At 48.3% G+C, this 18,877-nt stretch carries 25 protein-coding genes and 1 pseudogene; 23 read left to right on the top strand and 3 right to left on the bottom strand.

All coding sequences use genetic code 11. From position 1 onward, the window contains the following. Positions 1 to 218 precede the first annotated feature (218 nt). Both PMI05_RS20290 and PMI05_RS20285 read left to right on the top strand, forming a co-directional pair. On the top strand, positions 219 to 788 hold the full coding sequence (locus PMI05_RS20290) for an RNA polymerase sigma factor (protein ID WP_007725736.1): 570 nt from the start codon (positions 219 to 221) through the stop codon (positions 786 to 788). Beyond that, positions 769 to 2,463 carry a DUF4179 domain-containing protein gene (locus tag PMI05_RS20285; RefSeq protein ID WP_007725735.1) on the top strand — a complete coding sequence of 565 codons (1,695 nt, stop codon included), beginning with the start codon at positions 769 to 771 and terminating at the stop codon, positions 2,461 to 2,463. The genes PMI05_RS20290 and PMI05_RS20285 overlap by 20 nt, the downstream gene beginning before the upstream one ends. Before the next feature lie 52 nt (positions 2,464 to 2,515). Here PMI05_RS20285 and PMI05_RS20280 read toward each other — a convergent pair whose 3' ends face one another. From PMI05_RS20280 to PMI05_RS20270, 3 genes are read right to left on the bottom strand one after another with little or no spacing between them, the layout of a single operon-like run. After that, positions 2,516 to 2,977, bottom strand: a complete 462-nt coding sequence (locus PMI05_RS20280) for a DUF441 domain-containing protein (RefSeq protein ID WP_012686015.1) — start codon at positions 2,975 to 2,977, stop codon at positions 2,516 to 2,518. 36 nt (positions 2,978 to 3,013) lie between these two features. Continuing rightward, complete coding sequence (locus PMI05_RS20275; protein WP_007725732.1) at positions 3,014 to 3,730, bottom strand: 2-phosphosulfolactate phosphatase; 717 nt, start codon at positions 3,728 to 3,730, stop codon at positions 3,014 to 3,016. Continuing rightward, positions 3,721 to 4,542: a phosphosulfolactate synthase gene (locus tag PMI05_RS20270; RefSeq protein WP_007725731.1), complete on the bottom strand. Its 822-nt coding sequence runs from the start codon at positions 4,540 to 4,542 to the stop codon at positions 3,721 to 3,723. The genes PMI05_RS20275 and PMI05_RS20270 overlap by 10 nt, the downstream gene beginning before the upstream one ends. 149 nt (positions 4,543 to 4,691) lie before the next feature. Between PMI05_RS20270 and PMI05_RS20265 the strand changes: the two genes are divergently transcribed. From PMI05_RS20265 to PMI05_RS20165, 21 genes and pseudogenes are all read left to right on the top strand, one after another. Beyond that, positions 4,692 to 4,955 (top strand): YqhV family protein, encoded by a 264-nt coding sequence (locus PMI05_RS20265; RefSeq protein WP_007725730.1) that lies wholly within the window; start codon positions 4,692 to 4,694, stop codon positions 4,953 to 4,955. A 79-nt stretch (positions 4,956 to 5,034) separates the two neighbouring features. After that, on the top strand, positions 5,035 to 5,514 hold the full coding sequence (locus PMI05_RS20260) for a CD1247 N-terminal domain-containing protein (RefSeq protein WP_007725729.1): 480 nt from the start codon (positions 5,035 to 5,037) through the stop codon (positions 5,512 to 5,514). A 138-nt stretch (positions 5,515 to 5,652) separates the two neighbouring features. Next, a complete protein-coding gene (spoIIIAA, locus tag PMI05_RS20255; RefSeq protein ID WP_007725728.1) occupies positions 5,653 to 6,615 on the top strand; it encodes a stage III sporulation protein AA in 963 nt (320 codons plus the stop codon). After that, positions 6,603 to 7,121, top strand: a complete 519-nt coding sequence (spoIIIAB, locus tag PMI05_RS20250; protein ID WP_007725727.1) for a stage III sporulation protein SpoIIIAB — start codon at positions 6,603 to 6,605, stop codon at positions 7,119 to 7,121. The genes spoIIIAA and spoIIIAB overlap by 13 nt, the downstream gene beginning before the upstream one ends. A gap of 16 nt (positions 7,122 to 7,137) precedes the next feature. Next, positions 7,138 to 7,341 carry a stage III sporulation protein AC gene (gene spoIIIAC, locus PMI05_RS20245; RefSeq protein WP_007725726.1) on the top strand — a complete coding sequence of 68 codons (204 nt, stop codon included), beginning with the start codon at positions 7,138 to 7,140 and terminating at the stop codon, positions 7,339 to 7,341. 13 nt (positions 7,342 to 7,354) lie between these two features. Continuing rightward, positions 7,355 to 7,744: a stage III sporulation protein AD gene (gene spoIIIAD, locus PMI05_RS20240; RefSeq protein ID WP_007725724.1), complete on the top strand. Its 390-nt coding sequence runs from the start codon at positions 7,355 to 7,357 to the stop codon at positions 7,742 to 7,744. Between the two features lie 16 nt (positions 7,745 to 7,760). Next, on the top strand, positions 7,761 to 8,957 hold the full coding sequence (spoIIIAE, locus tag PMI05_RS20235) for a stage III sporulation protein AE (RefSeq protein WP_007725722.1): 1,197 nt from the start codon (positions 7,761 to 7,763) through the stop codon (positions 8,955 to 8,957). Positions 8,958 to 8,965: 8 nt separating this feature from the next. Further along, positions 8,966 to 9,643, top strand: a complete 678-nt coding sequence (gene spoIIIAF / locus PMI05_RS20230; RefSeq protein ID WP_007725720.1) for a stage III sporulation protein AF — start codon at positions 8,966 to 8,968, stop codon at positions 9,641 to 9,643. A 31-nt stretch (positions 9,644 to 9,674) separates the two neighbouring features. Beyond that, the gene (gene spoIIIAG, locus PMI05_RS20225) at positions 9,675 to 10,370 is read left to right on the top strand and encodes a stage III sporulation protein AG (RefSeq protein WP_007725719.1); all 696 of its coding nucleotides are present in this window, start codon (positions 9,675 to 9,677) and stop codon (positions 10,368 to 10,370) included. Between the two features lie 13 nt (positions 10,371 to 10,383). Continuing rightward, positions 10,384 to 11,058: a SpoIIIAH-like family protein gene (locus tag PMI05_RS20220; RefSeq protein WP_007725717.1), complete on the top strand. Its 675-nt coding sequence runs from the start codon at positions 10,384 to 10,386 to the stop codon at positions 11,056 to 11,058. A gap of 208 nt (positions 11,059 to 11,266) precedes the next feature. Beyond that, entirely contained in the window at positions 11,267 to 11,767 is a 501-nt protein-coding gene (gene accB / locus PMI05_RS20215) for an acetyl-CoA carboxylase biotin carboxyl carrier protein (protein WP_039961086.1), read from the top strand. Positions 11,768 to 11,783: 16 nt separating this feature from the next. Beyond that, positions 11,784 to 13,139, top strand: coding sequence for an acetyl-CoA carboxylase biotin carboxylase subunit (gene accC / locus PMI05_RS20210; RefSeq protein ID WP_007725713.1), 1,356 nt, complete (start codon positions 11,784 to 11,786; stop codon positions 13,137 to 13,139). 69 nt (positions 13,140 to 13,208) lie between these two features. Next, the gene (locus PMI05_RS20205; protein ID WP_007725712.1) at positions 13,209 to 13,625 is read left to right on the top strand and encodes an Asp23/Gls24 family envelope stress response protein; all 417 of its coding nucleotides are present in this window, start codon (positions 13,209 to 13,211) and stop codon (positions 13,623 to 13,625) included. Between the two features lie 152 nt (positions 13,626 to 13,777). Beyond that, positions 13,778 to 14,335: an alkaline shock response membrane anchor protein AmaP gene (amaP, locus tag PMI05_RS20200; RefSeq protein WP_007725711.1), complete on the top strand. Its 558-nt coding sequence runs from the start codon at positions 13,778 to 13,780 to the stop codon at positions 14,333 to 14,335. 12 nt (positions 14,336 to 14,347) lie between these two features. Beyond that, positions 14,348 to 14,560 (top strand): DUF2273 domain-containing protein, encoded by a 213-nt coding sequence (locus tag PMI05_RS20195; protein WP_007725710.1) that lies wholly within the window; start codon positions 14,348 to 14,350, stop codon positions 14,558 to 14,560. A 47-nt stretch (positions 14,561 to 14,607) separates the two neighbouring features. Then, positions 14,608 to 15,012, top strand: a complete 405-nt coding sequence (gene nusB, locus PMI05_RS20190) for a transcription antitermination factor NusB (protein ID WP_007725709.1) — start codon at positions 14,608 to 14,610, stop codon at positions 15,010 to 15,012. 18 nt (positions 15,013 to 15,030) lie between these two features. Beyond that, complete coding sequence (locus PMI05_RS20185) at positions 15,031 to 15,993, top strand: O-sialoglycoprotein endopeptidase (protein WP_007725708.1); 963 nt, start codon at positions 15,031 to 15,033, stop codon at positions 15,991 to 15,993. A gap of 88 nt (positions 15,994 to 16,081) precedes the next feature. Next, positions 16,082 to 16,936 (top strand): bifunctional methylenetetrahydrofolate dehydrogenase/methenyltetrahydrofolate cyclohydrolase FolD, encoded by an 855-nt coding sequence (gene folD, locus PMI05_RS20180; RefSeq protein WP_007725707.1) that lies wholly within the window; start codon positions 16,082 to 16,084, stop codon positions 16,934 to 16,936. Positions 16,937 to 17,048: 112 nt separating this feature from the next. Beyond that, positions 17,049 to 18,431, top strand: a complete 1,383-nt coding sequence (xseA, locus tag PMI05_RS20175; RefSeq protein ID WP_007725706.1) for an exodeoxyribonuclease VII large subunit — start codon at positions 17,049 to 17,051, stop codon at positions 18,429 to 18,431. Further along, positions 18,400 to 18,651 carry an exodeoxyribonuclease VII small subunit gene (gene xseB, locus PMI05_RS20170; protein ID WP_007725705.1) on the top strand — a complete coding sequence of 84 codons (252 nt, stop codon included), beginning with the start codon at positions 18,400 to 18,402 and terminating at the stop codon, positions 18,649 to 18,651. Before xseA ends, xseB begins: the two co-directional genes overlap by 32 nt. Next, positions 18,651 to 18,877: pseudogene (locus PMI05_RS20165) on the top strand (polyprenyl synthetase family protein); the annotation flags it as partial. The gene xseB and the pseudogene PMI05_RS20165, both read left to right, overlap by 1 nt.

Below are 18,877 nucleotides of genomic sequence, written 5' to 3'. Positions count from 1 at the left end.
TCCCCTTTTTGAAGTGGAGACGGCCAGTGAATCCCCCCTGCTGGCGTGTCAGAGTCGAAGAGAACTGTGCTTTTTCTTCTCCTCCACCATGTTGACTCAAACTTTTTTAAAAAATGCATTCATTTCTGGAAAGAAAATACAAAATGATCCGTTAATCCATATGAGCCTGCCAAAACGAACGCTGCGCAGCGAACTTTTTTGAAATGGGAGGATTTCCTTTGCAGGATGATTGGTTGCTCATACAACAGGTACAAAAAGGGAATCGGGATGCCTACGCGCACCTGGTCGACAAGTACAAAGAACGATTATACAGCTATCTTTATCGAATGACGGGGCAGCAGCAGGATGCCCAAGACCTGACACAAGAGGCTTTCATCAAAGCGTACTGTCAACTGGATAAATATAAGCCGACAGATGCTTTTTTGGCCTGGCTGTATCGGATTGCGTCCAACCTGTGTATAGACGCGTGGCGTAAGAACAAGCATTACGCCAAAACACCTTTGGAAGAGACAAGATTGATTGAATCCGATACACCCGAAAAAGCTTATTTGGAAAAAGAAAAGCAAGATACCTTGCAGCAGCAAATCATGGCGTTGGGTGAAGAATACCGGGTTGTGTTTTTGCTGAAATACTTGGAACAGATGAGCTACAAAGAAATTAGCGAGATTTTGCATGTTCCGGTCACAACTGTACAAATGCGTATCCATCACGCCAAGAAAAAGCTCCGGGCTAGTATCGCGCAAGAAATGTCAGGAGGTGCTGCTATCTATGAATTGCTCCAAAACTGAAGAGTTGCGCAAGTATTTGACTGGTGAGCTATATGCAGATGAAGCTAGACTGCTGGAACGACATGTCGAAGAGTGCCTGCTCTGTCAGAGTCGATTGATGGAGGAAGAGGATAGCAGCGAGGAGTTCCCGAGCCTGCACGTTCCAAGTGCGTTGCCCGCAGATTTTACTTCCCAGGTGATGACAGCGTTAGAGCAAGTGAAATTGCCAAAATCAAAGCCAAACTGGAAAAAAAGGAGTGTAAACATTTTGAAGAAAACAGCGTTAGCAGTAGCGAGTGTCACGGCAATCATTACGTTTGGGTCCATGGTGTCTCCGACTTTTGCAAGCTACGTAAACAGTGTCATACAATCTATACAAGGCATCGACCAAGGAATGAAGCAGGCAGCAGAGAAGGGTTATGTCCAAGAAATCAATAAAAAGGTGACGGATCAAGGAATTACACTGGTTGTAAAAGAAGTGGTTGCGGATCCAGTGCGGATGGCGATCATTGCAAATATCGTGGATCAAAATGGCAAGCGTATCCCGTTTGATATGGAAAAAGACGGATTGTCCCTTACTTACAAAACCAAGTCAGGAGAAGACCTGAATCCAATGGGAGGGGGCTATTCCTACGGTGAAGAAGGAGAGTATCTTGTCGTCAGCCATGATGTTTTCCAATTCCTGAAAGATAGCAAGACATTGCCGGATGAGATCATCGTCGGTGTCGAAGCAACGATACTGGGTGGGAAAGAAGGAAGCTGGAAGGTCGAGTTTCCAATTGATATGAAAAAGACAAGGGAAGTGGCAAACCATACAGAGATCGGACAAAAGTACACGACACCGCAAGGAATAAAAATCATATTACAAAACATAATGACGGTTCCAAGTGCAAGTTTGCTAGAGTTGGAAACAGTATGGACAAAAGAAAGAGAAGAACAAATCCAAAAATGGAAAGAGCAAAACGGCTGGATTGTAAAAGAGCCAAAAAGAGGTACATTCACAGAAGCGGAGAGGATGGAAAGGTATTTCATCGACATGGGAGTAGCGTTCCAAATATTCGATGAAAAAGGGAACGTAGTAGCAGGATGGGACGATGCTATGCATGAAGAGCTTAACCAAATTCGAAAGAACAACGTAAAGCATTCGTACCGTGGAAAAGTGCATGATGACGGGAAAGGAGTTACGAAATGGAATGGGATAACTCCACTAGCAAAGGATCAAACGTACAAATTAAAAATGCATTCCCTGTACCTGTATGAGCCAGCGAAATTTCAGGCAACCATCCCGGTGGATACCTTGTTAAAGGATAAGGTGGCCGTGACGAACAGTGACAGTACCTATACCTTAACGGGCTTTACCTTAAAAACAACGGAGGACGAAGAAAAAATCGGGGATGAGACCTATTTTGGAAAAGGTGCACTGATTTCGTTCTCGGCTATATTGCCAGAAGGGATCGTTTACACGACTGAATGGTCGGCACAGGATGAGTCCAAACAAACATACAATGTAAAGCTTCAAGGCACAGCATATACAAGAGGCAAGGATGGAAGAGTACATGTTACAGGAACATTCTTCATCCGCGACCTTGAAAAACAGCCGAAAGAGTTAAAGCTGTCGCACGCTATTCAACAACGCCAATACCAAGACCTCAACTGGGAAGTTCCGTTTGACACGTCCAATAACACCAAACGTTAAAACAACATAGACAAATCCCCCTCCTGCATGTAAAAGAGGGGGATTTTCGTTTTTATCTGCTTCCAAACCATTCCCACAGCTTCAACACAAAAGCAGTAATGCCCGCAGCCATCAAAGGTCCGACGGGAATGCCCCGAAAAAACACAATGCCGATAATCGAGCCAATCACTAGACCGACAATCATATGGGGCTCCGACCGCAGCAGATCGAGTCCTTTTCCATTCATCCAGGTGGCAATGGCCCCACCAGCCAGTGCGGTTAAGCCGACAACCGTAGTGAAGAGTGGTGTGACGTCTTTCCACGATATTTTTTCGCTGGCGAATGGAACCAGTACGGAAATGGTCAAAAAGAGCAGGCCGAGCTCCAATCCGCGACGCTCTACCGTTGGGAAAAAACGCTCCAGCGCTGTTAGCTTCAACACCAACAATATACTCGCCGCAGTAGCAATAATCGGTGAGCGCCCAATAAGACCGATAACGATCAGGATGACGAGCATCACTTCTCCAGACATCATTGGCATCATAACCCCTGTCCCTGTTCTCCTTTCACATTATGAGACAAGGTGGGGGAGTATGCGTTTCTCCTTGATATAAGGAACGATTTGATACTGATCCACTTGAGCACAGTACCGTATATCGCTTGCGTGATGATGCTGGACGAGCCTTTTTCCTGTTGTTGTGTGGGGTAACAGCTCGCTCAGTTTTCCTGCGTAGTAAAGGTAGCTCGCTTTTAGAACTTCACCCAGATCACAAATTTGGATGCTCGGCAACGATTGTTGTGTCTGGGCAATCATCAAGCCAGCAGCCAGACCGTCTTCCAGAGCGAATTCCGACCGGGTACCTGCACAGTACAGCGTAATATCGAGATGATACGAAAGAGCGTGCCGCACGCATGCACTGGCATTCAAGAAGCAGCCGATTAAGAGGGCGGAGGCACGTTCTGCTTTTTGGATCGCGCGAGTCCCGTTTGTCGTGGTGAGAATAAGCTGGCTCCCCGTTTTCCCCAGAGCTGCGATTTCGGTTGGTGAGTTGTTGCAGTCGAATTCCGGTATTTTCTTACAGTGGCGTTCACCAGCTAAAACACAGTCGTTGGCGCGGAGCGAGTTGGCTTGCCCAATGGTTTCGACCGGGATGACGCTACGAAATCCATTGCCTAATGCGGTGACAATCGTACTGGAGGCACGAAGCACATCGATGACGATGACAACATGATTGCTGATCTGTTCAAAACGAATTTCTTCCACGGTCGGCACCACTTCTATTCGCACGGATAAAACCTCCCTCTATCCATGAGTAGGGCTGTATCGCCGCGCAATCCTCGCCGTAGCGTCTCCACAGAGAATACATCCGTATAGGCAATGTTTCCAAGATTAACGTCGCTGCCAATGGCTTTGATGAAGCAGACCTGTTGATCTTTTTGTGGGGCTTCCCAGATCAGGCGGGAGGCTTTTTCTTTGGCCGCCGCGACAATGTCTAAAACGAAGGAATCGTCTATATTGCCGTCCCCGTCACAAACGCCGACGGTGCCACTCTCTCTCGCTTCCACAATAACGTGACTGGCACCATTGTGCAGGTCGAAGCTAAGCGTCTCCAGCAATTCCTCTCGACAAGTGCGATAATCGGCAGTTTTTTTCCCGACTTCCGTGTAGACCACCAGATCATTGTCTAACGCGTAATTGATGGCTTCCTGACGTTGTGCAAAGGATAAAGGGAACGTTCCATCGGATATTTCGACCGCCGTAAAACCGAGAGAGCGAATCAGCTTCATATAATCTGCAATCGTATTATGACGGATGGCAATTTCAAAAAAAGTTCCTCCTGGCATGATGTGTACGCCATTTTGTTTTGCGAGGGTCAATTTTTGGTTGAGTATTTCGAGGGGATACAGAGCGATGGTGCCAAAACCGAGTTTGTATAGATCGATATAGGGAGCAGCCAGCGCTAACAAGTCGGAATAAGCGGTAAGTCCAAGGCCTTTGTCAATGACCATGGTTAAGCCCTTCGCACGGGGCTTCTCTCGGATTTGCCCGGACGGGTTTGCCCAGCTGTCAGGCAAAAACGATTGATCACACTCTACCATCGGCAAGTTCCTCATTTCTTCTAGGCGTATGGTTCAGTGTATGCCCAGTGGAGGGGAGGAGTGAGGGCAAAAGCCTATAGAGGTCATGCAAAAAGTGCTGAAATGATGTGGTACAGGCATAGAGTGAAAGGAGGGGAGGACGAGACGGTATGTTGGAAAAAGCAATTATGGGTATGGCGGCGCTTAGGGTTTTCTCAGGCAGTATCGAGATCATTGCAGCTTTGCTCATTTTGAAAGTGAACCAGGTCGAAAAAGCTCTGCTCATTAATTCGGGTCTTGCGATTGTCGGGCCAATCATCTTGATCACCACTACAACAATCGGTTTATTAGGCATGTCGGATCGGGTTAGCTTTGCCAAAATTGCATGGATTCTGGTGGGGATCTCCTGCATCTTGATTGGGGTCCGCAAGTAGTTACCCATTTCCTTCCATTTGTAAATGCAATCATGATGGGGAACGATAGGTGGGAGAGATTGGATGGGAGGGAATGTGGATGCCAGAAGCATTGGCGAATCGAATCGCATACTTGCAAGGGTTGGCAGATGGGTTGGAAGTGGGGGAGAAGAGCCCCGAAGGAAAAATTTTGGTAGAGATGATTGAGATTCTAAATGAGGTGCAGGGTGAGCTACGAGAGCTTCACGCTCGAGTGGAAGAGACAGAGGATTATGTGGAGGCCTTGGATGAAGACTTAGAGGACATTGAGCTCTACCTTTTTGAAGATGATGATGACTTGTACGAAACCGTTGTCGATTGTGAGGATGATGACGACGAGTACGCGGCTTTCTACGATTTAGATGATGATGAAGACGCACAACTGTACGAAGGACAAGTAGATCCCCATCTCGATACGACCTACGAATTCGCATGCCCTAGCTGCCAGAAAGAAATCTATCTGCACGAGGGCAAGGATGAGGAAGGTTTCAGACACTATGTAATAGAGCCGGTGGATAACAAGAAAACGGATAATCGCTGATCCCTATAGGAAAAGCTTGCACTCGCGTTCTAGCACGAGGGCAAGCTATTTTTTTTGCATAAATCTCGTCCACCTCTGCATAGGATGGAGGTAAGTCAAAGTGGACAAAGGCAGAATGCTGCAAAAGGAGGGTACCTGATGAATGAGATCTTGACGATATTGCCAGCAACTTTACGCACGATTTTGACGGCCCTTCCTATCGCGGTCAGAGAAAATCTAGAAGAGATTCGGCTTCGGCAAAACCAGCCGCTAGAAGTCAGGTTTGGCCAACAATCTAGCTATGTGACACCGTCGGGGCAAATCACCTCGATACCCGCGCAAGGTTGGCTGTTTTCAGCAGAAGAGGCTGCAAAGCTCTTAAACCAGGTCAGCCAGCATTCTCTCTATGCCTTGGAAGAAGAGTTGAAAAGGGGTTACATCACGGTGGTTGGCGGTCATCGCATTGGCATTGCGGGGAAAGTGGTGCTGGACAAAGGTGAAGTGAAGGGAATCAGAGATGTGACCAGCTTCAACATCCGGATTGCCCGCGAGAAAAAAGGCGCGGCCAGGAAGGTCATGCCGTATTTGTTTGAGGATGGCAAATTGCTGAACACGCTGCTCATCTCCCCACCTCAGTGCGGGAAGACTACCTTGTTGCGTGATATGGCGCGAACCATCAGCTACGGGAGCGAGTGGTCTTCAAGTCGCAAGGTAGGAATTGTGGACGAGCGTTCTGAGTTGGCAGGATGCTTACAAGGAGTTCCTCAACGAGACGTCGGTCCGCGAACGGATGTGCTGGACGCTTGCCCAAAAGCTGCAGGGATGATGATGATGATTCGCTCCATGTCGCCTGATGTTCTGATTGTGGACGAGGTGGGAAGAACGGAGGATGGCGACGCAGTCTGGGAAGCGATTCATGCAGGTGTAGCCGTCATTTGCTCGGCGCATGGAGCGAGTGTCAAGGAAGTAGCAGAACGCCCCATGCTGGGCAAGCTGATTCGATATGGAGCCTTTTCCCGCTATATCGTACTCAGCCGCGAAAAAGGTGTTGGAACAATCCAGGCCATCTACGATCAAAGCATGAACCTGGTTGAAAGGGAGAAAATTGCATGGTCAAGCTGATGGGAGCCGTACTCATCCTATTTTCAGCGTCGATGGTTGGTTGGCAGATCGGCAAGTATTACGCGACTCGTCCCGTTCAGCTTCGGGCACTGCTCGTTGCTCTGCAAATGCTTGAAACGGAAATCGTGTTCGGGATGACTCCATTACAGCGGGCGTTTGTGAAGGTTGGTCATCGCGTCTCCGAAGAGGTAGGGAAAGTATTTCTTCTGGCGGCTGAATTTCTGCAAACAGAAAAGGCGCATTCGGCTGAGGAAGCATTGCAACAAGCTATGAATAGACTCTGGACCCAAACCGCCTTGCGCAGACAAGAGCGAGAGGTGCTTGAGAGTCTAGGTCAGGTACTCGGATCATCCGATCGGGAAGACCAGCAAAAGCATTTGCGCCTAGCTGTCACCCACCTGCGAGGGCTGGAAGAGGAAGCTCGTGCAGAACAGGAAAAGTACGAAAAAATGTACAAGAGTTTGGGCTTTTTAGGAGGACTCTTGGTCGTCATCCTGATGTTCTAAAGGCGAGGTGTTCACAGTGGATTTTGATTTGACACCTGTTTTCCAGATAGGAGCAGTAGGGTTCATAACAGCCATCCTGCATACAGTCCTGAAGCAGGCGGGCAAGGAAGATATTGCGCATTGGGCAACTCTGGTCGGATTCATCATTGTCCTGTACATGGTGTCCCATTACATCGGCGATCTGTTCTCCGAGGTAAAACGCGTCTTCCTGTTCAACTGAGGAGGGGCTCCAGATGGAGATTGTACAAATTGTCGGACTAGGACTGGTGGCTACGATTCTCGCGCTAGTCATTAAGGAACAGAAGCCGATGTTCGCCTTTTTGCTGGCGATCGCGAGCGGAGTCATCATCTTTTACTTTCTCGTCGGAAAAATAGCTGATGTCATTCGAGTTTTGGAAAGATTGGCGGTTCAAGCAGATTTGAACCTTGTGTTTCTGGAAACGATTCTGAAAATCATCGGAATTGCCTACATTGCTGAATTCGGTGCACAGATGACCCGAGATGCTGGACAAGGTGCGATTGCTTCGAAAATCGAGCTCGCTGGAAAAGTCCTCATACTAGTTATGGCTGTACCGATCATCCAAATCATTATCGAAACAGTGATCGACTTGTTGCCGGCATGAGGGAGGTGGGATGTCCATGGCACACACTTGCAAGCTGATCCTGTTCTTGTACCTGCTTCTTGCCTTGTTTCCAGTTGCCGTGTCTGCTGCTATGACACCCGCTGTTGCACCCGCAGCCGGTCCGATCAATCAAATCGTGCAGCAACAGGTCGATCACTTGCAGCTAGACCGAGTCGAAAAGTATTGGCATCAGTTGCAGCGCGACTATAAAGGGTACTTGCCCGACTTGAAATCGGAAGGCTTTATCCAAATCCTCATGCAGCAAGGTGACTTCAGTATTTCAGGAGTCCTGCAAGGAATGGGCAAATTCATCTTTCATGAGATTTTGATGAATGGCAAGCTGCTTAGCTCCATCATTATCATTACGGTCTTCGCGATGATTCTCGAAACGATGCAGAACGCCTTTGAACGCAATGCGGTATCGACAGTGGCGTACTCGATTACTTATCTCGTCTTGATGGTACTTGCGATCAACAGCTTTCATGTCGCCATTACCTATGCCAAAGATGCAATCGCGAACATGTCTGATTTCATGCTGGCCATGATCCCACTCGTCATCGCGCTGCTTGCTTCGGTAGGAAATCTGGCATCCGCCACTATGTTTCATCCGCTGATTATCTTCATGATCAACACCAGTGGCATGATGATCTCTTACGTCGTGTTTCCGCTACTGTTTCTCTCTGCGATGCTCTCTATCGTCAGCCTGTTTTCAGAGAGGTACAAAGTCACACAGTTAGCGACCTTGCTTCGCAATATTGCAATGGGTGTCCTTGGCTCATTTCTGACGATCTTTCTCGCCATCATTTCCATACAGGGAGCGACTTCAGCCGTTGCGGACGGGGTCACGCTCCGAACAGCGAAATACATCACGGGCAATTTCATCCCGATAGTAGGTCGTGTGTTCTCCGATGCGGCAGATACCGTACTCAATGCCTCGCTACTGGTCAAAAATGCCGTCGGCTTGGCAGGAGTTTTGATCCTGATCATGCTATGCGCGTTTCCGGCTTTGAAGATACTGGTACTGGCTCTGATCTACAATCTGTCATCTGCCGTACTCCAACCGCTTGGAAACAGCCCAATCATCAGTGCGTTAGGTACGATTGGGAAAAGTCTTTTGTTCGTCTTCGCTGCTTTGGCGACAGTCGGCTTGATGTTCTTTTTGGCGATTACGATCATTATTGCGGCGGGCAACATCTCCATGATGGTTCGGTAGGTGATGAGATGACTTGGTTAACACTGTGGTTGAAAAAAATTATCCTGCTCGTCCTTTTGGCTGCCTTCCTCGATCTGATCCTGCCCAATACGACACTGCAACGCTACGTAAAAATGGTGATGGGCTTGATTCTCTTGTTGACGATCATTTCTCCCGTGTTTAGTCTGTTTAGCCTCTCGCAGGAAGATTTGGCCTTTCGTCTGGACCGCTACCAACAAGAGCTAAACAAGCCTGCTTCGGCAGAGTGGAAACGCATCACTGACAAGCTGCTCGGTCAACAAAACCAACAGATGACTGCTTACGTCCAGTCACAGGTAGCGTCCTCAGTAAAAGCCAGTGTCAAAGAGCAGTACGGCGTAACTGTCGAAGATGTCACGATAACTGTTAATCAGCAAAATCCAGAACAGCCAACCCTTGAGCGAATCGAGCTGGTAGTCGGTGACGCGAACAAGGAAGAGCAAAAAGGGCAGAGCACGATTGAACCGATTAAACCTGTCCAGCCTGTTGAGATTACGATTGGCGAACCCATTGAAATACAACCTGATCCCAAATCAGATATTGCAGCAACAGCTCATCTTGACAACCCACTTTACGCGCAAATTACAAACGATGTCGCCAAAGAGTGGGGGCTTTCGAAGAGTCAGGTCGTTATCAAAGACGAATCGAGAGAAAGAGAGAAACAGTAGCGGATACAGTCAGTGAAGCGAGGTGAAAACAATGAACCAATTGTGGGAAAAGTTGAAAAGTCTGTTTATGAAGCAACAAGGCGAGACGATGCAGGAAGAAAAGAAAATCGTAGTGGGGAGCAAGGGCAAAAACCAAAAACTGAAGCCGCTGCATTATTTCATCGTCATATTGGGAATAGGCGTAGCCATAATGATTTTGACGGATTTCCTCAGAGTGGAAAAAGATCAGCCACTCGGATTTGGAGATATAGGGAGTGAGGCGCCAGGTCCTCCTGGAGGCGATTCAACTTCCCAGGTGCTAGGGGGGTCACCGACTACCGACATTATTGCCGAATATGAAAACATTTACGAGACACAGCTGCGCGATATCCTCGCTTCTGTTGTCGGCGTCGGCGAAGTAGAGGTCATGGTCAATCTGGAATCAACACCAGAGCTGGTTGTGGAAAAAAATCGCAACATTCGTTCCTCAACCAATCAGGAAATGGACAAAGAAAAGGCAACCCGCAATCAAAATGACCAGTCACGAGATGAGCAGGTCGTCATCGTGCAAGGTGGCAAGCAAGATGCCCCCGTTATTGTGAAGACGCTGAAGCCGAAAGTCCGCGGGGTCCTGGTAGTGGCTAAAGGGGCCGATAACATCCAGGTTAAAGCGTGGATCACTGAAGCCGTTCAAAAGGTTTTGGATGTTCCCGCTTATAAAATATCCATTTTGCCCAAAAAAGGGTAGGAGGTAATGGCGAATGATTCTGCGAAAGCAAACGGTATGGTTGTTGACAATGCTTGCTGTCATGGTTGTGCTCTCCGGCTATTACTTGGTGAAGGGGCCGCAAGAACAGATCCCAACATCAGGACAAGAGCAAGCTGTCCAGAAGCAAGAGCAAATTTCTGGCGTGGTTGTTGAATCCAAGCAAGTAGATCACGCCCCACAAGCAACTCCTGTCGATCAAGCTCCAAAGACAGCTCCGGTAGACGAAAAAACTGGCACGAAGGAAGTCAAAACTCCTGCTGCACCAGAAGCGAAGCCAGCGGCAACGAACACGGTCGTTCCAGTAGCAGAAACGGCGAGTGAAATTTTCCAAGGCTACAAAATGAAACGCGAAGCCATGTTGCAACAACAAAAAGACGAACAGCTCGCAATTGTAAACAGCACGGATTCCTCTCCGCAGGCAGTAGCAGAAGCGATGGCCAAGTTTGAAGAACTGTCCAACATGGAAAGCGCTACGATGACTGCAGAAGAAATGCTCAAGGCGAGTGGCTATCAGGATGCGGTCGTTACTGTCCAAAATGACAAGGCGACAGTCATTGTACAAAAAGATAAATTGAGCGCAAACGAGGTCGTGGAAATCATTGCAAACGTGAAGCAGCACTTGAATATCCCGGCGACTAACATTAACGTACAATACAAGTCATCCTAATAAAAGCTGCGGTACTTTCTCGTTATAAGGGATAGGAGAAACGGGCATGATGGTAAGGATTTTCTCGCTTCTGTTAGAAAAGAAGCGGGGAAATCCTTTCTTGACGTGGTATAGGCAACAGGCTACCATGGATTTATGGTTTGCCAAAAGGATACATAATGGACTCCACGAACCTCTATTGAAAGAAAAGAAGGAGTGCTTGTTCGTAATGAAAATGCATGAAATCCGCGAAATCATTAAGCTAATTGATCAATCTTCCATTCAAGAATTTAACTTGGAAACAGAAGGTGCCAAGGTGTCTCTGAAAAAATCCAATGGTACGGAAACGATTGTCGTAACGCAACCAGCGGTTCAAGCTCCTGTTGCAGCACCAGTTGCACATATCCCGGCTCAGCCAGTTGTTGCGGCAGCGCCAGTCGCAGTAGAAGCTTCGAAAGCAGCAGCTGTACAAGCATCGGATGATGCAAATCTCCACAAGATTGTATCTCCAATGGTAGGGACTTTCTATAGCGCATCAGAACCAGGCAAGCCGCCTTACGTACAAGCTGGTGACAAAGTGAATGCGAGCAAAGTTGTTTGCATCGTAGAAGCTATGAAACTCTTTAACGAAATCGAAGCAGAAGTAAGCGGCGAGATCGTGAAAGTCCTCGTAGAAGACGGTCAATTGGTTGAGTATGGCCAAGCATTGTTTTTGGTGAAGCCAGAATAAGGTGGGGGAGAGCGGAATGTTTCAAAAAGTATTGATTGCCAATCGCGGGGAGATTGCCGTGCGTATTATCCGGGCATGCCGCGAGTTGGGCATTCGTACGGTCGCCGTATACTCCGAAGCGGATCGTGAAGCGCTTCATGTGAAGCTGGCCGACGAAGCTTACTGTATTGGTCCAAAGGCATCCAAGGAAAGCTATTTGAATATAGCAAACATCATGAGTGTAGCGACCAAGGTAGGGGCAGACGCCATCCATCCTGGTTATGGCTTCTTGGCGGAAAACGCCGACTTTGCCGAGATCTGTACCGCCTGCAACATTACCTTTATCGGTCCAGACCCAGAAGCAATTGTGAAGATGGGTGACAAGTCCACAGCTAAGGATACGATGAAAACGGCAGGTGTACCTACTGTACCAGGTACGGAAGGACTGATCGAAGATGTGGCTGACGCTGTAGTCACCGCAAATGAGATTGGCTATCCTGTCATGGTCAAAGCGACAGCGGGTGGCGGCGGACGCGGTATGCGCGTAGCCGTTGATGACGAAGATTTGGAAAAAGCGATCCGTCAGGCTCAAAACGAGGCGAAAACGGCTTTTGGCAATCCAGGGGTTTACTTGGAGAAGTTCGTAGAAGGCCCACGACATGTGGAAATTCAAATCATGGCAGACAAGCATGGCAATGCCGTATACCTGGGTGAGCGCGACTGCTCCATCCAACGTCGTCACCAAAAGCTGATCGAGGAAGCTCCATCTCCAGCATTGAGTGAAGAGCTGCGCCGACAAATGGGTGAAGCTGCTGTTGCGGCGGCAAAATCCGTTTCCTATCACGGTGCGGGCACTGTCGAGTTTTTGCTGGACAAACACGGACAGTTCTACTTCATGGAAATGAATACACGTATTCAGGTTGAGCATCCGGTAACCGAGCTGGTGACTGGTATTGATCTGATCAAGGAGCAGCTGACCGTAGCGGCAGGCCAACCTTTGTCCTTTACGCAAGAGGATATCCAAATGGATGGCTGGGCTATTGAATGCCGCATTAATGCTGAGAACCCTGCGAAAAACTTCATGCCTTCGCCAGGTCGTATCACGGAATATTTGGCGCCAGGCGGCTTTGGTGTGCGCGTAGACAGTGCAGCGTATGCGGGATATTCCATTCCGCCATACTACGACTCTATGATTGCCAAACTAATTGTGTGGGGCAAGGATCGTAACGAAGCGATTGACCGTATGAAACGTGCCTTGAGCGAATTCGTCGTCGAGGGAATTACGACAACAATTCCATTCCATTTGAAGGTATTGGAGCACGAAGTATTTGTCGGCGGGAATTTCGATACGAAATTCTTGGAAACCTACGACTTGAACCTGGATGAAGTGTAAGTAGGGCTGATTTGTAAAAATACGGTGTGCTTGGTATAATGAATTACAAATTAGAGGGAGGTGCGAAGCATGGAAGAGTTTACTCCAGATTTAGATAGAACAGAGCTTGGTAAGGTCCAGATCGCTCCCGAAGTGTTGGAAGTGATCGCCGGCATGGCAGCGTCCGAAGTAGAAGGTGTGGCGCAAATGAGCGGCGGTTTCGTAGGAGAAATAGCTGAACGTTTAGGCCGTAAAAATATAGCACGTGGTGTGCGTGTAGAGGTTGGCTCCCGTGAAGCAGCGGTGGATGTTTCGATCATTGTCAAATACGGACATCGCATCCCGGAAGTCGCTCGAAATATTCAAGATAGTGTACGCAATACGATTGAGAGCATGACAGGTCTTTCGGTAGTTGAAGTAAACGTACATATCGTTGATGTTGAGTTGAAAGCTGAAGAAAAAGCACCGGCACCTGTACCAGTTGAAGAACACCAGCGCGTGCGCTAACAAGCAGCGGATGGATGCCCCCTACGAACAGGGGGCATTTTCCTCATTTGAAAACGTGATTTTGTTTAGGCTTTCAGCGTAAATTCATGGAGTTTTCCGGAACGTGCCGTGTTTGTCTCCTTTTTCAAACATGGCTGAAAGGAGAGGTGCTTGTGAACTTGTTTGACCGCTTTATCTTGACGATTTATAGCTTTGCGCTCATTATTTTGTCTTGCATCGCGATAGCAGCGACCAGCGGATTGATCTCGCAAGATTTTTTCCGTCCATACGTGGATCAGATGCTGGCGGGTACGAACATCACCTATCTCATTGTCGCGATCATTTTCCTCGTAGTCAGCCTTCGCTTCTTTTTCAGTTCTTTCCGCTCTAACAAGCCTAAAGTAGAACGGGGAATCCGTCAGCGCAGTGATTTGGGTGAGGTCAACATTACGATTCAAACGATCCAGACCATTGCAGAGCGTGCCGCCCGCCGAGTTAAAGGAGTGCGCGATATGAAAACGACAGTTAAAGCACTCGAAAGCGGCAATATTATCACCCTTCGTGTTTCGGTAGATGGAGAAACGCCATTGCCTGAACTGACACAGAAGCTACAGGCTGACGTGAAGGAGCAAGTTGAGGGGATTGCTGGTGTTGTCATTTCTGAGGTGACCATTGTCGTGACGGAAGTAGCTCAGCAGGAAAACTACTCGGCTCGTAAACGGGTGGAATAGAAGGTGAAGTAAATGGTGCGGGAGTTAATGTGGGAACACAAGGGGAAGCTAATGGGGGTTTTTGCCGGACTTTTTTTAGGCATCATCTACCTTCTCGTGGGATTTTGGGATACACTGGTTTTTGTTGTGTTTGTCGGGACCGGTTATTATATTGGTCGCAAGCTCGATCATAAAGAAGACTTGCGTGAAATACTCGACAAGATTTTGCCAGGCAAGTTTCGGTGACATAAGAAAAGTCCGAGCTCATTTTAATTAGTAGGTGAATGAATGGTATGAAACGAAGAACAGCACGAGAAAAAGCAGTCCAATGTCTTTTCCAAATTGATATGGCTGAGGTTCCGCTAACGGATGCGGTTGCCCTCGTCATGGAAGAATCCGAGGAAAATGCACAGTATTTGCGTTATCTCCTCGATGGTGTATTGAATAACTTGACTGAGATTGATTCGGAAATCAAGAAGTATCTGCGTGGATGGCAATTGGAACGCATCGCCAATGTAGATCGCGCTATTCTTCGTCTGGCTTTTTACGAGATCATGTTTGAGCAAGACACTCCTGACAAAGTCGTGATGAACGAAGCGATTGAGATCGCGAAGCTCTTTAGCGACGAGACGTCCCACCGATACATTAACGGTGTGTTGTCGAGCTTCTTGCAATCGCGTGAAACTAAGCAGGCGTAATAGGTAGGAGATACAAGCATGAGTAAGGTAATGTTGGGAATCGACACGAGCAATTACCGGACATCACTGTGCTTGGCTGAGGAAGACGGCCGAATTGTCGCAGAAGCAAAACGCCTTCTGAAAGTAAAGGAGGGCAAGCGCGGACTGCAACAATCCGAAGCCGTCTTTCAGCATGTGATGAACCTGCCGGAATTAAGTGAAGAAATGAAGTGGAAGGATTACGAGATTGCAGCGATTTGCGTGAGCGAGAAGCCGCGTCCGCAAGACGGATCGTATATGCCTGTATTTAAGGTAGGAGAGGGCTTGGCGAAATCGTTGGCGACTTATTTGCGGGTTCCCCTTCACTTGACGACTCATCAAGAGGGACATATAGCGGCGGGGGAATATACCGCTGAGGTGCGTCCGACAGAGGATCGCTTTTTGGCTGTGCATTTGTCTGGAGGCACCAGCGAGTTATTGTTGTGCGAGCGTCATGCAGCCGGTTACGTCATTGAGAAAATCGGTGGGACAATCGATCTGCACGCTGGGCAACTAGTTGATCGGATTGGTGTAGCACTCGGTATGTCCTTTCCAGCAGGTCCTGCGTTGGAGCAGTTAGCCAAGGACGCAACAGGTGCGTTTCGGATTTCTTCGGCGGTTGACGGGCTTTCCTTTAGTTTTTCTGGTCCAGAAGCTTCGCTTTTACGTGAAGTGGAGAGGGGAAGTACGAGCCCTGCTGAGATTGCTCGGGCGACAGAGCAATGTATTGCCAATACACTAGAGAAGTCCTTACGTCATGCAGTAGAGCAAGGTTACCCGAAGGACATCTTGATTGTTGGAGGAGTAGCTGCTAATTATTACATACGTGAGAGGCTAATCAAACGCCTGGAACACCCTGCGGTGAAGGCAAAGCTGTACTTCTGTGACCCCGTTTACTCTGGTGATAATGCCTATGGAGTCGCTATGTTGGGGTGGATGAAGCAAAAGACGAACATTAAATAAATATGAACTTTTTATAATTCGGCTTTACAGTTAAGGGGGAAATCGGTACACTTAACGTATCGACGTTGATAAAGGAGGCATTTTCTCCATGGCTGCAACCATTCTCCAGGGAAAAGAAGTAGCACAGAGTATTCGGGCCGAATTGGCGAACGAAGTAGCTGAATTGAAAAAGCAAGGGATCGTACCGGGATTGACCGTTGTCATTGTGGGAGACGACCCGGCTTCTCACTCCTATGTGCGTGGTAAAGCAAAAGGCTGCGAGGAAGTCGGTATTTCATCCGAGATCATCATGAAGGACGCTGACATCACAGAGGAAGAGTTGTTGGTGATCATTCAACAGTTGAACGAAAATCCGAACGTTAATGGGATTTTGGTTCAGCTTCCTCTTCCTGCTCATATTTCAGAGCATGCGGTAATTGAAGCCATTGCTCCTGAAAAAGATGTGGATGGTTTCCATCCGATTAGCGTAGGAAACATGGTATTGGGAAATGAGACGATGCTTCCTTGCACGCCGCACGGGGTTATTGAATTGATCAAGCGCACAGGAGCCCCAATGGCAGGCAAACATGCAGTGGTGATCGGTCGCAGCAACATCGTTGGTAAGCCGGTCTCATTGCTACTGCAACAGGAAAATGCTACGGTAACCATGTGTCATTCGCGCACGCAAAATCTCGAGGAATACACCCAAAAGGCAGACATCCTCGTCGTTGCAACCGGTAGGGCTCATATGATCGGCAAGGAGCATGTCAAACCGGGCGCTGTCGTCATTGACGTTGGTGTGAACCGCATCGAAACGGGTAAGCTGGTTGGAGATGTCAAGTTCGACGAGGTCAAAGAAGTGGCTAGCTTTTTAACCCCAGTTCCAGGCGGTGTTGGCCCGATGACGATTACCATGCTGCTGAAAAATACCGTTGCAGCAGCGAAAAAGCAAGTAAAACAATAGAAGAAAATTGGCAACTTATTATAGAATGGATAAGGCATAAGCTTTATCCATTCTTTTGCATAGTCCTTGTTACATGCACGGCAAAGCCAAGTTTTTGTAAAGGAGGGGCCGCATGGCATTACAAGATATCTTATCCGTCAGTGATCTCAATCGTTATATTAAGATGGTGCTGGAAAAGGAACCCCACCTGCAAGATATATGGGTGAGAGGGGAAATTTCCAATTTTACCCACCATTCCAGTGGTCATATGTATTTCACGCTAAAGGACAAGCAGTCACGCATCAAAGTTGTCATGTTTGCTAGTTATAATCGCTTCCTGCGTTTCTTGCCCAAAGATGGAGCAAAAGCGATTGTACGAGGGTCCATTTCTGCATACGAACGGGACGGCGCGTATCAGTTTTACGCCAAAGAGATGCAGCCAGATGGTCTCGGCTCGCTTTATTTAGCATTTGAGCAGCTAAAAGAAAAATTAGCTCAAGAAGGGTTGTTTGCAGCAGAGAGGAAGCGAATGCTCCCGCGTTTTCCGAAACGTGTCGGTGTCGTCACTTCTCCGACTGGAGCAGCCATCCGAGATATTTGCACGACGATTCGCAGACGGTATCCGCAAGCAGAGATCGTACTTTCACCAGCCGTTGTCCAAGGTGTGGATGCACCTGCATCGATTGTCTCCGCTATTCGGATTCTGAACAATCAGCCTGACATTGATGTTCTTATCGTAGGGCGCGGTGGTGGTTCCATTGAGGAACTGTGGGCGTTTAATGATGAAAACGTAGCGAGGGCAATAGCTGCATCACTCATCCCTGTCATCTCCGCTGTTGGGCACGAGACGGATGTGACGATCGCCGATTTCGTAGCAGATGTCCGGGCAGCTACGCCGACAGCCGCAGCTGAATTGGCTGTGCCGCATTATTTGGAATGGGTCGAGAGAGTGCGGCAGCTCGAGATACGGATGCATCGAGCAGTGCGAGGTACCATGACAGAGCAGAGAAACCGTTTGACACGCATGAGCAATTCGTATGCGATGCGCCAACCGGAGCGGAGGCTGGAGGAAGCCGCAGAACGCTTGGATCGGGCACATTTGCGGATGCGTCAATCGATGAAGCATTTGCTAGAAAGAAGACGCGAGCGCTATACGCGATTAGACGAACAAATCAAGCGCTATCGCCTCGCCGATCAAATCGGGGATAGTAGAAAAAATCTGTCTAAACTCCGCGCCACCCTGGACGAACGGATGCTGGGCCGTCTCAACCAAAAAAGAATGGCATTCGCAGCTCGCATAGCTACTTTGGAAGCGCTGAGTCCGTTGAAGGTCATGCAGCGTGGATTCTCACTCGTATACACCAATGACAGACTCGTAAAATCAGTGGAACAGTTTGCCCCTGGCGACGAGATCATGGTACGATTAAGTGATGGCAGTGCGACTGCGCGTGTGGAAAAAGTGAATCGGGAGGAGGAGAAGAAGAGTGGCTCGCAAGAAAACAGAACAAGAGACTGATATGCAGTTCGAGGACGCGATGAAGCGTCTGGAAGAAGTCGTCAATCGACTCGAGGAAGGAGATATACCCCTCGAAGAAGCGATTACGCTATATCAGGAAGGAGTAACTCTTTCCAGAATTTGTGGTCAAAAGCTGGATGCAATCGAAGCGAAGATTACCCAGTTGGTAGAAGAAGACGGACAGGTAAAGCAGAAGGCTTTTCGCGTGGAAGGAGAATAATGATCGGCGTGCATACATTCGAGAGCTATTTGGTGGAAAAGACTGCCTATATAGAACAAAGACTCCTGCCAGCCCTTGAGCAGCAAGGAGTTCCGGAAAACTTGTACGAATCCATGAAGTATTCGCTCATGGCAGGCGGAAAAAGGTTGCGTCCCATGCTGGTGTTGGCGGTCCTCGAAGCACTGGACAAGCCGATTGAACGGGGTGTAGCTTTTGCGGCTGGCTT

Source organism: Brevibacillus sp. BC25, from assembly GCF_000282075.1.
Classification (GTDB): domain Bacteria; phylum Bacillota; class Bacilli; order Brevibacillales; family Brevibacillaceae; genus Brevibacillus.
The sequence above is the reverse complement of the archived record's forward strand: the minus strand, read 5'-3'. Positions and strand labels throughout refer to the sequence as shown.

What these genes read in the sequence shown, in the direction of transcription:
- PMI05_RS20285 (WP_007725735.1), top strand. Translation starts at nt 769, where the DNA reads ATGAATTGCTCCAAAACTGAAGAGTTGCGCAAGTATTTGACTGGTGAG.
- PMI05_RS20280 (WP_012686015.1), bottom strand. Translation starts at nt 2,977, where the DNA reads ATGATGTCTGGAGAAGTGATGCTCGTCATCCTGATCGTTATCGGTCTT.
- PMI05_RS20270 (WP_007725731.1), bottom strand. Translation starts at nt 4,542, where the DNA reads ATGGTAGAGTGTGATCAATCGTTTTTGCCTGACAGCTGGGCAAACCCG.
- PMI05_RS20265 (WP_007725730.1), top strand. Translation starts at nt 4,692, where the DNA reads ATGTTGGAAAAAGCAATTATGGGTATGGCGGCGCTTAGGGTTTTCTCA.
- PMI05_RS20260 (WP_007725729.1), top strand. Translation starts at nt 5,035, where the DNA reads ATGCCAGAAGCATTGGCGAATCGAATCGCATACTTGCAAGGGTTGGCA.
- spoIIIAA (WP_007725728.1), top strand. Translation starts at nt 5,653, where the DNA reads ATGAATGAGATCTTGACGATATTGCCAGCAACTTTACGCACGATTTTG.
- spoIIIAB (WP_007725727.1), top strand. Translation starts at nt 6,603, where the DNA reads ATGGTCAAGCTGATGGGAGCCGTACTCATCCTATTTTCAGCGTCGATG.
- spoIIIAD (WP_007725724.1), top strand. Translation starts at nt 7,355, where the DNA reads ATGGAGATTGTACAAATTGTCGGACTAGGACTGGTGGCTACGATTCTC.
- spoIIIAE (WP_007725722.1), top strand. Translation starts at nt 7,761, where the DNA reads ATGGCACACACTTGCAAGCTGATCCTGTTCTTGTACCTGCTTCTTGCC.
- spoIIIAF (WP_007725720.1), top strand. Translation starts at nt 8,966, where the DNA reads ATGACTTGGTTAACACTGTGGTTGAAAAAAATTATCCTGCTCGTCCTT.
- spoIIIAG (WP_007725719.1), top strand. Translation starts at nt 9,675, where the DNA reads ATGAACCAATTGTGGGAAAAGTTGAAAAGTCTGTTTATGAAGCAACAA.
- PMI05_RS20220 (WP_007725717.1), top strand. Translation starts at nt 10,384, where the DNA reads ATGATTCTGCGAAAGCAAACGGTATGGTTGTTGACAATGCTTGCTGTC.
- accB (WP_039961086.1), top strand. Translation starts at nt 11,267, where the DNA reads ATGAAAATGCATGAAATCCGCGAAATCATTAAGCTAATTGATCAATCT.
- accC (WP_007725713.1), top strand. Translation starts at nt 11,784, where the DNA reads ATGTTTCAAAAAGTATTGATTGCCAATCGCGGGGAGATTGCCGTGCGT.
- PMI05_RS20205 (WP_007725712.1), top strand. Translation starts at nt 13,209, where the DNA reads ATGGAAGAGTTTACTCCAGATTTAGATAGAACAGAGCTTGGTAAGGTC.
- PMI05_RS20195 (WP_007725710.1), top strand. Translation starts at nt 14,348, where the DNA reads ATGGTGCGGGAGTTAATGTGGGAACACAAGGGGAAGCTAATGGGGGTT.
- nusB (WP_007725709.1), top strand. Translation starts at nt 14,608, where the DNA reads ATGAAACGAAGAACAGCACGAGAAAAAGCAGTCCAATGTCTTTTCCAA.
- PMI05_RS20185 (WP_007725708.1), top strand. Translation starts at nt 15,031, where the DNA reads ATGAGTAAGGTAATGTTGGGAATCGACACGAGCAATTACCGGACATCA.
- folD (WP_007725707.1), top strand. Translation starts at nt 16,082, where the DNA reads ATGGCTGCAACCATTCTCCAGGGAAAAGAAGTAGCACAGAGTATTCGG.
- xseA (WP_007725706.1), top strand. Translation starts at nt 17,049, where the DNA reads ATGGCATTACAAGATATCTTATCCGTCAGTGATCTCAATCGTTATATT.